We start from the raw sequence: 14,514 nt of genomic DNA on the forward strand, positions 1-14,514 counted from the left end.
ATTCACTTTTGAAAAATTTTAGAGAGCTCCAGCCGAAAAAACAAAAAGCAATCTTGTGGTTGATTTCTGATTAAGCAAAAGCGCACACAAAGCATAAATCCTCCGCATCATTTTACGGATATACGTTTTTATTTTACGGATCAACGTTTTGATGCTTCTCCACATTTACAGCAAGCAGCCAAACGAAACTTTCAAATTCCCCTCGCACCACTTTGTAAACATAGGTTTGTCAACAATACAGCTTCTTACTCTAGCCAATTCCCCTGCTGATTTCAGATCACGACACCACAAAGGATAATGTTGCATCAAACGCGACAGATACGTCCTATTTTAAAATATTCTTGCCCCTTCACCACCCTAAAGTAAGATCACGCAAAGCACCGGTCAATCCCACTTCAAAAACAACTTTCCCCACACCCTCTTTCCTCTCTCGTCAACGCACCCACCTCTTCATCGCAACTCCCTCCCTTCATAAAACTCTTCATCCCCACACCCCAATCTTCTCTTCACATTCCATGCCATGATAAAATCATACACCCCACATAAAGTCCCAGCTTCCTTTTTTACATATTTCCGTTTTTACGCTTTTACATATTTACAGAAAGCAGAAAATCTGTAAAAAATGCATTACACAATAACGTTTTCAACAACTGTCATTAAAATCTCGCCTTCCTTTTCATCTAAATCCCTCTATTTTCACTTAAATCATAGATATAAACCGCCCTATTATTGTATTGAGCAGCATAAAATTTTTCGACAAATTCTAGCGATCAAAAGGGGCATAAGAAGCATTTTACGACTTTTAAAAGAATTTTTATTTACATTCAGTGCTTTTTTGTAACGTAGAAGAGTACATTTAATTAATTGACTATAAGAAAGTTTGAAATAAGAGAAGCTTTTCGTTTTTCTCGTTCAACATCCACAACGATAACTCATTCTTATAAATCAATTTTTTTCGTAATACAAAACGCACCAAAAGGAATAGACCTGCGTTGCATATTCACACGTTTGTTTTAAAGAAAGATCTCTCAACGCTCCATCACACCCATTTTGCAAAACGCTACCCGTAAAGGAATGGTAAGCTCCCATGAAGTGTATAAAATCCATTCAGCCCTCCCCTATCTTTACGCTTATGGAGAAACAAGTTTACGCTTATGGAAGAACAAAGCCGGCATCATCACAAAACTCTGCCAGCTCCCAATGTTGCAGACAGCCTTCAGTTCAAGAGATAATTCATTAAAGGCATGCCTTTCTTGCACAGTTTTGACCCACATGCACGACCCACCACTTATGATGTATAAGCAAATAATTTTAATTGATTTAATATGAGAGAACTGGTGATGAGAAATTTTATTATATTCAGCAACGCTCTTCACGGTAAAAATGGTTATTTATTATTATAAATCAATATCTTAACAAAGAAGAGAGTCATCATCAAGACGCTTACCTTTTTCTAAAAAAAGGCTTCACACTGAAAGAAAACATCTAAAACTTAGATAAAAAAAAAGGTTTGCCTCTAATAAACAAACCTCTGCAGAAAATTATTCACATAACTTTCAAAATTTTAAATTAATCCCTCTAGAAGCAATAAAAACGCTTTAGAAGCACCAAAATGAATACAAAAACTTATTTAACACAATGTTAAGAAAAATCAAGAACAAAAAATTTTTATCGTTAATGCACCTTTAAAAAACGAGGCTTCTTAACCCACGCGGCTCAAAAGTCCGGGGCTTCTCTACAAACGCCTCCAAACCAATCAATCCCTTCATCTCTCTCAAAAGACAGCATAAAAGGTTCACAATACAAGTCTTCGCTAAAAAAATATCAATCGCCAGCGCTTATAAAAGTCAGCGTTGGTATAAAAGATCAGATTATCGAACAATCTTGCTGAAATGTCTTCCCAATAAATAAAAAAGAAGCGGATTCTTAAATATTTCCGCCTCTTTAACAATAAAAATTATAATGAGGGATTATTAAAAAATTTCAAGACTATGAAGGGAACCAATTTGATAACAATTCATACCTTACAGGATCATCGGCACACTGTCCACCACCACATTCCAGTATGGTAGAAATCAAATTTGCCGCAATCAAAAATACAAATAAGAAACTTGCCGCTTTACTCAAGACTGGAAAAGGAGAAAATTCTTTGAACTTGTGTGCCAATTCGCCTAAAATCATGACAAATGAGACAGCAAAGATACAAAGGACAGAAATAATGAAAGCCCAAGTATAAAAATGCAATCCAAAGAACGTTGAACCATATCCTAAATCATCGGGTGTGATATGCAAAAACACTTGCCGTGCTGCCACAGCACTGGTTACCATACAACCGAGAATAACCATACCATAATGGGTATTTTTCACCTTATGGTGAATATTGAGCAAGAACCCACAACCTGCCAGCATCAATCCAACGCGCTGCAGCAAACAAAGGGGACAAGGTAACTCAAACTTTACCAATTGATAATAAAAAGCCACCACCAAGACAACGGATAACCCAAAGAGTCCTAGCGTATTCATAAAGATAACGAAGTGAGGATTTTTTTGTTCAACATGTTCCATGGCTATTCTCTCAAAAAGATAAATTTAAAGTGGAAGTTGCGTGATGATTGAAAGTAAGAAGAATGACAACGAATAAAATTGCCCACAAAGCATAACTTATATTTTTTTTACCACACATAGTCGTTACTGCAGTACCTAAAGCGATTAAAAATGGAAGAAACATAGCTTTTAAATCTCCTTTACATCCGTTGTTTAACTCTTATTTATTTCAGCGTTCACCATATTACAAAATTGGGCAAAAAAGAGACCATGGATTTATTATTCACAATTCGTCACTCGCGATTGATATTACCATTATATTTAAGTGAAAAAACAAAGAACGATATAATCGCTCAGAAGCCCCTCTCAACAAAAGCGTTAAAAGCACAAAAGCGTTGATTATCGCTTCCCCTTATATCGGCCATTGTTAAAGATATATCGACAATTATAAAGATTATATCCCCCACTCACAAAAGAATCACTTGAACAACAAAATAAATAGGCTTTGAAATCGAGAGATATACATCTCTTTTTTTCTCAAAAGAATATCCTCATTTTGCAACACATTTTTGACATAAAAATCTCTTTTTCTCATAAGCAATGTTTCAAATTGCAACAGATTTTATATCATATGGTGATCTTGTTTATTTTAGCAAATAAAAAATAAGACATTTTTTTAAAAAAACTTATAATCAATGGCTTTTCCCCAATGCATTTTTCCCTTTTATCTTAAATAAAAGACAATGCCGCAAGCTCAACAGCCTCATGGGTCCCACACCACCCCGTGACATTCCCCTCCCCCCTCACAAGAAGGGCTTCATGCCTTCAATAGTTTAGTTTTTCATCTCTCGAGATCCCCTTTAAATTTTTAGCTTTCCACCTTATTTGAAAAATAACTGTTTCTCTGTCATCAATTGGCTTTTCAAAGAGAATATAAAACTTTAAAAAAATAATGATAAAGAATCGCATTGAACCTTGAAAAGGATAGAGAATGATGAAAAAATCATGTGATGTCGCGATTTTAATGGGGAGCCAATCGGATTGGCAAACGATGTGCCATAGTGCTGATATTTTGACGAATCTTGGTATTTCTCATAGTTCGCATATTGTCTCAGCACACCGAACTCCTGAACGCCTTTATCAATTTGCAAAAGAAGCAAAAGAAGCAGGTTTTAAAATTTTAATTGCCGGTGCAGGGGGAGCAGCCCATCTTCCTGGCATGTTAGCAGCACTCACTCCCCTTCCTGTTTTTGGCGTTCCAGTGCACTCACACTCTCTTTCGGGTCAAGATTCCTTACTTTCAATCGTGCAAATGCCAGCAGGAATACCCGTTGGCACATTAGCCATTGGTAAAGCAGGCGCAATTAATGCAGCTCTTTTAGCCGCAGCCGTTATGGCCATTTACGATCATGATCTCGCACAACGATTACAAGATTGGCGTCAACAACAAACAGCCAATGTCGCACAAACACCGGTAACAGAGGTTTAAAATGGCACCGTTCCCCCCCCCCCCCTCCAACACCACCTCGTCCAACACCACCTCATCCAACACCACTCCCTTCACCATGTTACCTCCAGGCAGCGTCATTGGTTTAATCGGGGGCGGACAATTAGCACGGATGCTCGCCATAGCGGCTGCAGAATTAGGATTTCGAACCGTTATTTTTTGCCCTGAAGCAGATTGCCCAGCGGCCCAAACAGCAAACAACCATATTGTTTCCTCCTATGATGATATATCAGCCTTAGATCATTTTATTTCTCAGTGTGATGTTGTCAGCTATGAATTTGAAAATCTTTCGCTTCAAACGGTTCAATATGTAGAAAAGAGCAAGCCTGTTTATCCCTCTTCGAAAGCTTTAGAGATCACGCAAGATCGACTTTTTGAGAAACAATTTTTGCATGATCAAGGAATCGGCACCGCGTCATGGCATGCTGTTGACAATTCTTCTTCTCTTCTTTCCGGTCTTGATGCATTGGGCGGGCGTGGTCTTTTAAAGACGCGTCGTTTTGGTTATGACGGAAAAAACCAGATCAAGCTTGATCACCCAGATGAACAAACCCTTGATGAAGCCTTAAGGACTTTTCAGGAACAGCCTTGTATTTTAGAAGAAATAGTCCCTTTTTTATCGGAAATTTCGGTTCTTTCGGCACGTACAAAACAAGGAAAACATATTTTTTATGACTGCCCTGAAAATCAACACAAAAATGGTATTCTTCATAAGTCCTTTGTTCCATCACATATTCCACCTGAGGTGCAAAAAGCAGCACAAGAAATCAGCTTAACAGTTATGGATGCCCTCAATTATGTTGGTGTTCTTTGCATTGAATTTTTTGTCTTAATGGATGGTAATCTGTTAGTGAATGAATTAGCGCCGCGTGTGCATAATTCTGGTCATTGGACACAAAAGGCGTGCATAACTTCACAATTTGAACAACATATCCGTGCTATTTGCGGACTTCCCTTAGGCAGTCCCTATCGCCACAGCGATTGCCAAATGACAAATCTCCTTGGGAACAATCTCAGCACTTTAAAATATTTTCTCACACAAGAGCGCACATCAATCCATTTATATGGCAAAAGCACTGTTCACCCCCACCGCAAAATGGGGCATATCATCCAATTACTGGGACCAGCCAACAAATCTTAAGCCCACATATATACAAATACTTTTTCCCCAAATGAACTGAAAAAACAACCTCCCCCCACACCGATATCCAAGCAGCACAACAAGCGCTCCCAACCCTTCAACTCCACCCCCTTAGCTCTTCTCCCCTTCCTTTTCTCAAAAACATCCCCCCACGGCTCAAAACAATCCACCAGCCCCCAACTTCCCCTCAACGGATACCTTCCACAGCATAAATATCCCCCATAACATACACAGCCCCTTCATTTTTCTTTTAATGCCAATCTTTAAGAAATAGACTGATCTATTGCACCCTATAGATACCAATCCCCATGATTGCGCTTTTATTGTCTCTAGCTTCTCTTCTTATGTTCATTTTTTTACAAAAGCATTTTCACAAAAGCATCGTTTTGTTTTCCATAAAATCGCTGAGAGGTAAAACATTTTACTCTCCCGAAACAACTCTCGCAAACGCAGCCCAATATCGGACAGACGATAGCCCCCTCCAGCATAGCAACTTTCTTCTTTTTCTCCTCTCTCTTTTTCCTTCAACGGATAGAAGATTTTCTTCTTTCATTAATTTCCCCCCAACACATTCCTCGAAAAGGTTTCCTGAACTTCTCCCCAAAGGCTTAAGTTTCTTCTTTTCAGATCAATTTTTCTTCTCTCACAAAACCCTCCCTTTTTTAGTGCATCAATTTTTCCACCTTTTAATCCTGTTAAGAGAATGAATTATAAGGCACCTCACCACCGTATAATGCGCATTAGTTTTATGGCATCTCTTTATTGCATCTCACACAATTCTTTATGAACTCCCCTTATCGTAAACGCACTTTGTTTACGCATATTCTTAACCACCCATAAGAGATTGTCTATAACTCTCTAATCCTGCTCAGCAATGACATTCGTCACACCCAACACCACCAGCGCTTCATGAAATTCCCACAATTTTTCTCAATCCAAGCTTCTTTCAAGAGCACCTAATAATTTATAAATATAAATGTTTATTTTATTATCCTGATAAAGCTAAATTATACTTTTTAATACTATCATTTTAACACTATCATTGCCTTTAAAACGCTCATTGTGCGAAAAAATACTTCATTTCTAACAATAATAAAATAATTTCGCTTGTATCTTATCTTAATATGTGATTAACGTTCAGCACAAACTTAGATCTTTTTATAGCAAAAATACCATACAAAAGGGAAAAATAATGGAGAGGATCTCTTCAAACAAACTCAAAAATGAAAACAATGAAAATAAATAAGAAACTTTAAATGAGGCACAGTCTGTTCCTCCCCAAAAACGTAAAGGGGGGTCCATTTAGACATGTGTTGTTCCTTTTTCTTTTAACTTTTCGTAAACCCATTGTTCTCGTAACGAAAATCCTGTCGATAATCTTTTTATTAATGACAGGAATTCTTTGTCTAATATACCTCACAGGAGGAAGAGAAACACTGCCCCTATTGATCGGGATACCAATGATCATTACGTCAGCTCTCTTTGGCATTTGCAACATGTATATAAATTGGTATTATGACATACTTTTATTACGTCTATCGCTAGACAATGTGAAGCTTTCACTCTTTCAATAAACATCATCATAGACCACCCTTGGGAAGGTCAAATTTTTTCTGCAACATGGATATTAAAAGGAATTCAAACTATCCACATTCAAGAGCCAAAGTATATTCTCAGTATACTGGCTCCCTTATTGGATAATTTGAATTCCCCATCTGCTCGACAATATCCAGCACTCCACCCACGTAGAAATAATTGGGTTGCAAAGAATCATAAACTATTGCCTTAAAAGAGAAATTTATGCATAATCTTTCACTCTAACAGCACAGATTTAATCCCTCATTAAAAGTACCGAGCGCTCCGCTCCGTCCTTGATCTCCACATCAAAGATATAATTACAGGATATGATTACAGCACTAAGCTTATCCATTCCCAAACCAAATATTCTCTCACCCCTCACGTAAAATAAAAAGCCTCAAACAGAAGACACTTGTGTTGCCAATTTACGCACTTGTTTTACCACGCGCTTATTTTAAAAAAACATTTGGCCAATGCACATTGCCACCACTTCACAACAGCAGCCCCTGTCATAGAGTGAAAGCTCTCGGTAATAGCTTAAACATTCATAGTGCACCGCCCTCTTTAAACTTATGAAGCGTAAACACCAACCTCATCACACCGCTTTGTCAGCCCCCAATGTTACAACACTCTTAGCATTTGAAAGCATTCATAAAAGACCGTTTTATTCCTTATCTTCAAGTATCTTTACCATAGATCAATCCCGCTTGTGATATGCAAGCAGCGAATGCTATGCTTAAAGATACACAGATTTGCAATGAGAAAACCTTAAGACTATGCGAAACTCTTATTTTACTATGTTTTCTCTGAACAATAGAAATTTATCCTTATCAATTCATCATCTTTGTCATCATCATGCGGTTTATTTTTTAGGTTTTAAGAATAAGCCTTAAGAATATCCTCACACACGAACAAAAAACACCTCATGTTATAAATTTTACATGAGCCTTACTTAACGATGATATTTTACGAAAAAACAGGATTATTTTCTCACAAATAGGAAGCTTTTACTTTTTTCCACTCTTTGTGCTTTTTTGTGTTCTTTTTTTTACGAGAAAATTTTTACCTTCAAGGACAACCCTTAACACACCCTAAGGAATTTGTAAGGGATATACCCTTGACAAGAATAAGACTTCTTGTTAGATTTCTCCTACTTTTTTTGCAATTTTCACTTATCGTTGTGCTAATGAAGTGTGTTAATGCGTGCCTTAAGAGTGCGCTTTTCTTTTTGTGATCACAGTGAAAAAGTGTATCGTGTGATGTTATGATGCAAGTACGATATCGCAATGCAATGCTCATTAAAGTGAGCAGTCTATTGGGGTTGTGGTATTGTATTTTCGTGTTTTAATATTGTATTATAGTATTGTGTTACGTAAACTATTTAAACGGTGAATATGATGAAAATTAAAAATTCGCTTAAAGCACTAAAAGAGCGCCACCGTAACAATCGTTTGGTGCGTCGTAAGGGTCGTGTTTATATTCTTAATAAAACGAACCCACGTTTTAGAGCACGTCAGGGCTAATTCTTTTAGGGCTAATTTCTTTAGGATCAATGTTTTTATGCCTACTTTAATTGTAGGCTTAAAAATTTTTTCTTGAGTTTTTTTTGTTATAAGTCCGTTGATTACGAGTCTAGTATTTGATAATATTTGGTGATTTATCTTTTGGGGGCTTGTTTTTATGGATTTTTCTATTTTTTTAAAAGCCTTTCGATTTTTTCAGCTGCGTTTTTTCTGTATTTTCCAGTGCACATTTTTTCTTTCTTTTGTTGGCGTTTTTTGTTTTGTTCCCTCGAGCTATGGACAAAATCCTCCTTCTCTTCCTGAAGATCGGCCTTCTCCACAATCGCTTTTACCGTTAGATGATCTTATTCCCAATTCTCCTCCCCCTTCCTCAACGCCCTTCGATTCTGATTCTTCGGCGGTTATTCTTGAAGATCTTGACAAAGAGCAGCTTTCCCATGTTGACAGAATTAAGCAGCGCAAAGAAGCAGAAATTTCACGTTTACTCAAAGAATTGAAATATTGTGCTGATGTTGCTAAAGCGAAAAAGATCAGTCAACAGCTTCAACATTTATGGTCTCAATCGGGGAGCGAGACGATTGATCTTTTGATGTCATGGGCTGAAAATGCGCTCAACAGCGACGATTATGGACTTGCGCTTGATTATATTGATAATGCTCTTGCACTTTTACCTACTCATGCTGAAGCTTGGATAAGACGCGCTTGGATTCACATTCAACTGAACGATTTCAAACTTGCCCTGCTTGATCTCAACCATGCTCTTGAACTTGAGCCGCGCAATTATAGTGCTTTTTTTGAACTTGGCGTTGTCATGGAAGCAACGGAGCGTCCAAAACTTGCTCTTAAAGCTTATGAAACAGCATTGGATTACTATCCACAAATGCGCAGGATTCAAAAGCGCGTGCAAGCTCTGTTAGACGAACAATCACCCCAAGCTCTTTAAAACCATTCAAAAACAAGACACTTTACGGCATCTTTTCAAACCTAGTTAAGACGCAAGCCGGTTTCACATTCCACTCAATAAACTGCCCCTGCTTATAATCACACCATCAACCCCCACACAATTCACAGTACTTTTTTTGAATTTTGACTTTTTTGTATTGCAAGCAGCGTCCAAACACTGCCAATATACTCCCTACAGAATTTCTTCTCATAGCAAGCAAACGCTTCCACACCGGAGTCCTCTTCACGCCGTTTCTTCTTTTCACACCTTCTATCATGGATAAAAAAAAATTTGTAAACACGATCCTCAAAAAATACTTTTTGAAAAAAGCTTAAAACATCGCTTAGCACCTCTGATAAACTATCATCATCTGTTTTTTATTTTTAAGCTTCAACCATAGCAGCACATACCGTATCGGCTCTCCTCCACCCCTCAAAATTGATAAAACAGCCCTGAAATATGGATTCACAAAGCAAAAACTTCAAAGACGCAACACCAATTCAACCAACATCCTTGAATAAGAAATATTTCCCTTCAAACCTCCTCCAAGTATTCCCGCGAAACATAAAAATCAAGCATTGTCCCAAAAGAGCCAATCAAGCCATTGCCAATAAACCGTTCTGCGTCACTCAAACACCCACCCCCACTCATATTTTTTGCTTTTTTACTTTGAATAAGCCATCCATCATACAGCCATTTCGAGAAACCACCAGCAAGGTTATAAAAACTCTCCTGAAATACTTTTTGAAAAAGAAGAGAGCGAGGTTATTTTATCTCTAGCAGAAGCTCTGAAATTGTTTTATATTAAGGAGGGTGTTCTGCGCTTCTCGACAGGAAATAACGTATTCCTGAGACCTTAATGATCTCCAAGGGAGCTGTCCCTGATCAAGCCCGTGGGCTTTTTCATATGGCGCCCACCTATTTGTATAGGTTCCCGGGATCAGCTTTTTCCATCGGCTGTTGTGGATCACCCTTTATTTGTATAACTTTTTTGCATAAAAATTTTTCCAGCTAAAATTGAGAGCGTCCTTTTACATAAGACCAATGACGATACTCTCTTTTCAAGAAATAAAAATTACGATAGGCTTTATTTTATAAAACAGACAGCACTTACAAATAATCCCCTCTGTGAATCTGCTTCATCCCTTCCCGCTTCATCCCTTCGCACGCAAGCAGCGCGAGAGCGGTTTATCGCATCAAGATGCCCCCTAAAGAGCACACACTTTTTTCATGCTTTTTTTTCATGAGCACAGCTCTTGTCCTAACAGAGATTTACAAAACGCCAACAATGGATAAAATACCAGCATCTTATAAAATAATTGACGAGACAATGACAAATAATCCCCTCTATGAATCTGCTTCATCCCTTCGCACACAGCAACGCAAAAGCGGTTTATCGCGTCGTGATGCTCTTTTAACAGAAGAGCGCGCACTCTTTTCGCAGCGTGCTTGTTGCCACTTTATTGAATACCTTGAAAAGAAGGGCACCGATTTTTCACGCCTCATTTTAGCAGGCTATTGGCCCATTAAATCGGAAATTGACCCGCGTCCTTTACTGGATGCTGTAGCGTTACGCGGTGGGCATTTAGCCTTACCAGCAGTTCTTGATTCCACCACCATGATTTTCCGTGCATTTTCGCCCAGCACGATTTTAGAGCCCATGCGTTTTGGCACCTTTGGTCCGGGTGCAGACAATGGCGTTGTTGCCCCTAATAATATTATTGTTCCGCTTTCTGCGTTTGATCGTCAATGTCACCGTCTTGGCTATGGAGGAGGATACTATGACCGTGCTGTTGCAGCTCTTGAAAAACAAGGGCATCAAATGACATTATGGGGCATAGGATTTTCATGTCAGGAGGTTTCCTCTATTCCCGCAGCAGAACATGATCTACAGGTACAAGGAATTTTTACAGAAAAAGGTTTCTTAAAATGTTAAAATGTGATTAAAGTGCCTATGCGTTTTTTATTTTTAGGTGACATTGTTGGTAGCACAGGCTGTAAAGCTGTTTTTGAATACCTTCCTCAACTGATTGAGCAATGGCAGCTTGATTTTGTTGTGGTAAATGGTGAAAATGCCTCTGGTGGTTTTGGTCTCACACAAGAAACGTATCAAGATCTTTTGATAACCGGTGTTGATGTTGTCACCACAGGTAATCATGCTTTTTCTCACAAAGAAGCATTGCAATATGCCCATGAGAGTGATCGTTTTTTACGCCCTGCCAATTTTTCGAAAGAAACTCCCGGAAAAGGTTCTGGTGTTTTTACGGCAAAAAATGGCGCCCGTGTTCTTGTCGCCAATCTGTTGGGCAACGTTTTTATGCCGTGTAAAGTAGAAGATCCATTTGAAACAGCGGAAAATATTCTGCTTGCCTGTTCGTTGATGGAGCAAGCCGATACGATTATTTTTGACTTTCACGCAGAAACGACAAGCGAGAAGCAATGTTTTGGCCATTTTCTTGATGGTCGTGTAAGTGTTATCGTTGGCACACATACGCATATTCCCACGGCTGACGCGCAGATCTTAGAAGGTGGGAGCGCCTATTTAACAGATGCAGGCATGTGTGGAGATTATAATTCATCTCTTGGAATGGATAAAGAAGAACCCTTACACCGTTTTCTTTATAAGACGAAGCAAGATCGTTTTGAACCGGCATGTGGTCCTGCCACCCTTTGTGGTTTAGCGGTTGAGATTTCAGATCGCACCGGTTTAGCAGAAAAGGTCTCAGCGGTACGGATTGGTCCTCATTTAAAGCCTGAAGTTCCGGATTTTTGGTAGCTTCTTTTAAGCCACCTCTTTGATAGTTTCTTTCCAAGATTTTCTTTTGAGAACTCTATTTGGCAAGACGACTTTTCCAGCCCTTCCCAAATCCCTACTAAAAACACCCCGCCCTCCAATTTACCTAATACAGCAACTTTTCTAGCACAAATAAGTCACTCTTTTAAAAAAAATAAAGGATAAAGGATAAAATTTTTCGTGATTTTTAAAACGATGAGAAGGAGGTTTTATTTGGACATTTCTGCGGGGGGGGGGGAGGAGAAATGCTAACCCCCTTCTCTAGAAAAAGCTTTATATAATAATTTATTATTTAGCAAGAGCCTCTTTAATCTTTTTTTTGATTCTAACGAAAATTTAATCTTAAAATTGCTTTCTGTTTTTGAGGTTTGAGCTCTCTAAAACTTTTCAAAAGGATGTGCTCTTCTTTACTTGCGATCCCTTCATCACAGCAATACAAGGCATTTTCTTTTGTCGAGAGATCGGAGTAAAAAAAAGAAATGGGAACATTAAGAATATCAGCAATTTCTTGTAAACGCCCCGCCCCTATACGATTAGAGCCTTTTTCATATTTTTGGATTTGTTGAAAAGTCACACCTAACTGACTGCCTAATTGCTTTTGCGACATTCCCAGCATTGTTCTTTTAAAGCGAATTTTTCTGCCTATCGAAATATCGTTAAAGTGTGGATTTTTAGCTTTCACTTCAAGCTCCCCTGCCGGTTGCGAGCGCCCTCGCATTGGTATTCCGGGAGTCTGAAAGTACTGAGTTCGAATCAGCTTTTTTTGCTTTTAGTGCTCATCGCACCTGGACATGGCAAAAACTCCCGGAATCTCGCGATACTTATAAAGCAGGCTAATGTTTCATCTTGGATTTTCAGGCTTTGGGTTCCACCATTCAACCACACTGTACGACGAGAACCTTGGTGCTTGTTCATAAAATAATTTCTGGAGACCAGCAATAAAAATTAAAACAGTGTTTTTATCTCATGAGACAATCAAACACAAAATTGCCTTCTGTTTTTGAGGTTTGAGCTCTCTAAAACTTTTCAAAAGGATGTGCTCTTCTTTACTTGCGATCCCTTCATCACAGCAATACAAGGCATTTTCTTTTGTCGAGAGATCGGAGTAAAAAAAAGAAATGGGAACATTAAGAATATCAGCAATTTCTTGTAAACGCCCCGCCCCTATACGATTAGAGCCTTTTTCATATTTTTGGATTTGTTGAAAAGTCACACCTAACTGACTGCCTAATTTCTTTTGCGACATTCCGAGCATTGTTCTTTTAAAGCGAATTTTTCTGCCTATCGAAATATCGTTAAAGTGTGGATTTTTAGCTTTCACTTCAAGCTCCCCTGCCGGTTGCGAGCGCCTCTTATGCGTATTCCGGGAGTCTGAAAGTACTGAGTTCGAATCAGCTTTTTTTGCTTTTAGTGCTCATCGCACCTGGACATGGCAAAAACTCCCGGAATCTCGCGATACTTATAAAGCAGGCTAATGTTTCATCTTGGATTTTCAGGCTTTGGGTTCCACCATTCAACCACACTGTACGACGAGAACCTTGGTGCTTGTTCATAAAATAATTTCTGGAGACCAGCAATAAAATTTAAAACAGTGTTTTTATCTCATGAGACAATCAAACACAAAATTGCCTTCTGTTTTTGAGGTTTGAGCTCTCTAAAACTTTTCAAAAGAATGTGCTCTTCTTTACTTGCGATCCCTTCATCACAGCAATACAAGGCATTTTCTTTTGTCGAGAGATCCGTATAGAAAAAAGAAATGGGAACATTAAGAATATCGGCAATTTCTTGTAAACGCCCAGCTCCTATACGATTAGAGCCTTTTTCATATTTTTGGATTTGTTGAAAAGTCACACCTAACTGGCTACCTAATTTCTTTTGCGACATCCCGATCATTGTTCTTTTAAAGCGAATTTTTCTGCCTATCGAAATATCGTTAAAGTGTGGATTTTTAGCTTTCACTTCAAGCTCCCCTGCCGGTTGCGAGCGCCCTCGCATTGGTATTCCGGGAGTTGAAAGAGCTGAAACTTGACTCAGCCTTTTGCTTTTAGTGCTAGAGAGCACCTGGACATAACAAAAGCTCCCGGAAATCCGGGATATCCATAAAGCTGGATAAATACGTGTCTCAAGTTTCGGGTCTTTCATTCCCTGTTGATCGCTGCGTAGACGACCAAAACATTCTCTTACCAATAAAGCAATTTCATGAAATTAGCAATAAAAATTAAAACAGTGTTTTTATCTCATGAGACAATCAAACACAAAATTGCTTTCTGTTTTTGAGGTTTGAGCTCTCTAAAACTTTTCAAAAGGATGTGCTCTTCTTTACTTGCGATCCCTTCATCACAGCAATACAAGGCATTTTCTTTTGTCGAGAGATCCATATAGAAAAAAGAAATGGGAACATTGAGAATATCAGCAATTTCTTGTAAACGCCCCGCCCCTATACGATTAGAGCCTTTTTCATATTTTTGGATTTGTTGAAAAGTC

The 14,514-nt window shown here is 38.5% G+C and carries 13 protein-coding genes, 1 other RNA gene and 1 pseudogene; 8 read left to right on the forward strand and 7 right to left on the reverse strand.

Annotation, left to right across the window (positions count from 1 at the left end; translation table 11 throughout):
- Positions 1-74 (forward strand): annotated as a pseudogene (locus ACFIMX_RS08720) (transcriptional regulator); the annotation flags it as partial.
- 1,056 nt (positions 75-1,130) lie between these two features.
- Here the strand turns inward: ACFIMX_RS08720 and ACFIMX_RS08725 are convergent.
- From ACFIMX_RS08725 to ACFIMX_RS08735, 3 genes are all read right to left on the reverse strand, one after another.
- Positions 1,131-1,274: a hypothetical protein gene (locus ACFIMX_RS08725; protein ID WP_375694334.1), complete on the reverse strand. Its 144-nt coding sequence runs from the start codon at positions 1,272-1,274 to the stop codon at positions 1,131-1,133.
- Between the two features lie 715 nt (positions 1,275-1,989).
- Positions 1,990-2,565: a disulfide bond formation protein B gene (locus ACFIMX_RS08730; RefSeq protein WP_375607042.1), complete on the reverse strand. Its 576-nt coding sequence runs from the start codon at positions 2,563-2,565 to the stop codon at positions 1,990-1,992.
- Positions 2,566-2,575: 10 nt separating this feature from the next.
- Positions 2,576-2,728 carry a DUF5993 family protein gene (locus ACFIMX_RS08735; protein WP_273790835.1) on the reverse strand — a complete coding sequence of 51 codons (153 nt, stop codon included), beginning with the start codon at positions 2,726-2,728 and terminating at the stop codon, positions 2,576-2,578.
- Positions 2,729-3,535: 807 nt separating this feature from the next.
- Here ACFIMX_RS08735 and purE point away from each other — a divergent pair.
- The 7 genes from purE (at position 3,536) to ACFIMX_RS08770 (ending at position 12,012) form a co-directional block, all read left to right on the forward strand.
- Positions 3,536-4,033: a 5-(carboxyamino)imidazole ribonucleotide mutase gene (gene purE / locus ACFIMX_RS08740; RefSeq protein ID WP_375694335.1), complete on the forward strand. Its 498-nt coding sequence runs from the start codon at positions 3,536-3,538 to the stop codon at positions 4,031-4,033.
- Between the two features lies 1 nt (position 4,034).
- Complete coding sequence (locus ACFIMX_RS08745; RefSeq protein ID WP_375694336.1) at positions 4,035-5,192, forward strand: 5-(carboxyamino)imidazole ribonucleotide synthase; 1,158 nt, start codon at positions 4,035-4,037, stop codon at positions 5,190-5,192.
- A 2,975-nt stretch (positions 5,193-8,167) separates the two neighbouring features.
- Entirely contained in the window at positions 8,168-8,293 is a 126-nt protein-coding gene (ykgO, locus tag ACFIMX_RS08750) for a type B 50S ribosomal protein L36 (RefSeq protein ID WP_004863016.1), read from the forward strand.
- 157 nt (positions 8,294-8,450) lie between these two features.
- The gene (locus ACFIMX_RS08755) at positions 8,451-9,236 is read left to right on the forward strand and encodes a tetratricopeptide repeat protein (protein ID WP_375694337.1); all 786 of its coding nucleotides are present in this window, start codon (positions 8,451-8,453) and stop codon (positions 9,234-9,236) included.
- A gap of 812 nt (positions 9,237-10,048) precedes the next feature.
- Positions 10,049-10,209: non-coding RNA, 6S RNA (gene ssrS / locus ACFIMX_RS08760), on the forward strand.
- A gap of 357 nt (positions 10,210-10,566) precedes the next feature.
- Positions 10,567-11,172: a 5-formyltetrahydrofolate cyclo-ligase gene (locus ACFIMX_RS08765; protein ID WP_375627769.1), complete on the forward strand. Its 606-nt coding sequence runs from the start codon at positions 10,567-10,569 to the stop codon at positions 11,170-11,172.
- Positions 11,173-11,190: 18 nt separating this feature from the next.
- On the forward strand, positions 11,191-12,012 hold the full coding sequence (locus ACFIMX_RS08770; protein ID WP_375694338.1) for a TIGR00282 family metallophosphoesterase: 822 nt from the start codon (positions 11,191-11,193) through the stop codon (positions 12,010-12,012).
- A 343-nt stretch (positions 12,013-12,355) separates the two neighbouring features.
- On the opposite strand, the gene ACFIMX_RS08775 is transcribed toward ACFIMX_RS08770, so the two are convergent.
- The 4 genes from ACFIMX_RS08775 to ACFIMX_RS08790 all read right to left on the reverse strand — a co-directional run.
- Positions 12,356-12,748, reverse strand: coding sequence for a helix-turn-helix domain-containing protein (locus ACFIMX_RS08775; protein ID WP_375694339.1), 393 nt, complete (start codon positions 12,746-12,748; stop codon positions 12,356-12,358).
- Between the two features lie 246 nt (positions 12,749-12,994).
- Positions 12,995-13,351 (reverse strand): helix-turn-helix domain-containing protein, encoded by a 357-nt coding sequence (locus tag ACFIMX_RS08780; RefSeq protein WP_375611655.1) that lies wholly within the window; start codon positions 13,349-13,351, stop codon positions 12,995-12,997.
- A 281-nt stretch (positions 13,352-13,632) separates the two neighbouring features.
- Positions 13,633-14,172 (reverse strand): helix-turn-helix domain-containing protein, encoded by a 540-nt coding sequence (locus ACFIMX_RS08785; protein ID WP_375677038.1) that lies wholly within the window; start codon positions 14,170-14,172, stop codon positions 13,633-13,635.
- A gap of 95 nt (positions 14,173-14,267) precedes the next feature.
- On the reverse strand, positions 14,268-14,514 hold a 247-nt coding region (locus tag ACFIMX_RS08790; RefSeq protein WP_375694340.1), incomplete at its 5' end, for a helix-turn-helix domain-containing protein.

The organism is Bartonella sp. AD24XZML (assembly GCF_042196485.1).
Lineage (GTDB): Bacteria > Pseudomonadota > Alphaproteobacteria > Rhizobiales > Rhizobiaceae > Bartonella.

Coding starts and splice junctions, on each gene's coding strand:
- ACFIMX_RS08770 (WP_375694338.1), top strand. CDS start 11,191: ATGCGTTTTTTATTTTTAGGTGACATTGTTGGTAGCACAGGCTGTAAA.
- ACFIMX_RS08730 (WP_375607042.1), bottom strand. CDS start 2,565: ATGGAACATGTTGAACAAAAAAATCCTCACTTCGTTATCTTTATGAAT.
- ACFIMX_RS08765 (WP_375627769.1), top strand. CDS start 10,567: ATGACAAATAATCCCCTCTATGAATCTGCTTCATCCCTTCGCACACAG.
- ACFIMX_RS08735 (WP_273790835.1), bottom strand. CDS start 2,728: ATGTTTCTTCCATTTTTAATCGCTTTAGGTACTGCAGTAACGACTATG.
- purE (WP_375694335.1), top strand. CDS start 3,536: ATGATGAAAAAATCATGTGATGTCGCGATTTTAATGGGGAGCCAATCG.
- ykgO (WP_004863016.1), top strand. CDS start 8,168: ATGAAAATTAAAAATTCGCTTAAAGCACTAAAAGAGCGCCACCGTAAC.
- ACFIMX_RS08775 (WP_375694339.1), bottom strand. CDS start 12,748: ATGCGAGGGCGCTCGCAACCGGCAGGGGAGCTTGAAGTGAAAGCTAAA.
- ACFIMX_RS08785 (WP_375677038.1), bottom strand. CDS start 14,172: ATGAAAGACCCGAAACTTGAGACACGTATTTATCCAGCTTTATGGATA.
- ACFIMX_RS08755 (WP_375694337.1), top strand. CDS start 8,451: ATGGATTTTTCTATTTTTTTAAAAGCCTTTCGATTTTTTCAGCTGCGT.
- ACFIMX_RS08725 (WP_375694334.1), bottom strand. CDS start 1,274: ATGTGGGTCAAAACTGTGCAAGAAAGGCATGCCTTTAATGAATTATCT.
- ACFIMX_RS08745 (WP_375694336.1), top strand. CDS start 4,035: ATGGCACCGTTCCCCCCCCCCCCCTCCAACACCACCTCGTCCAACACC.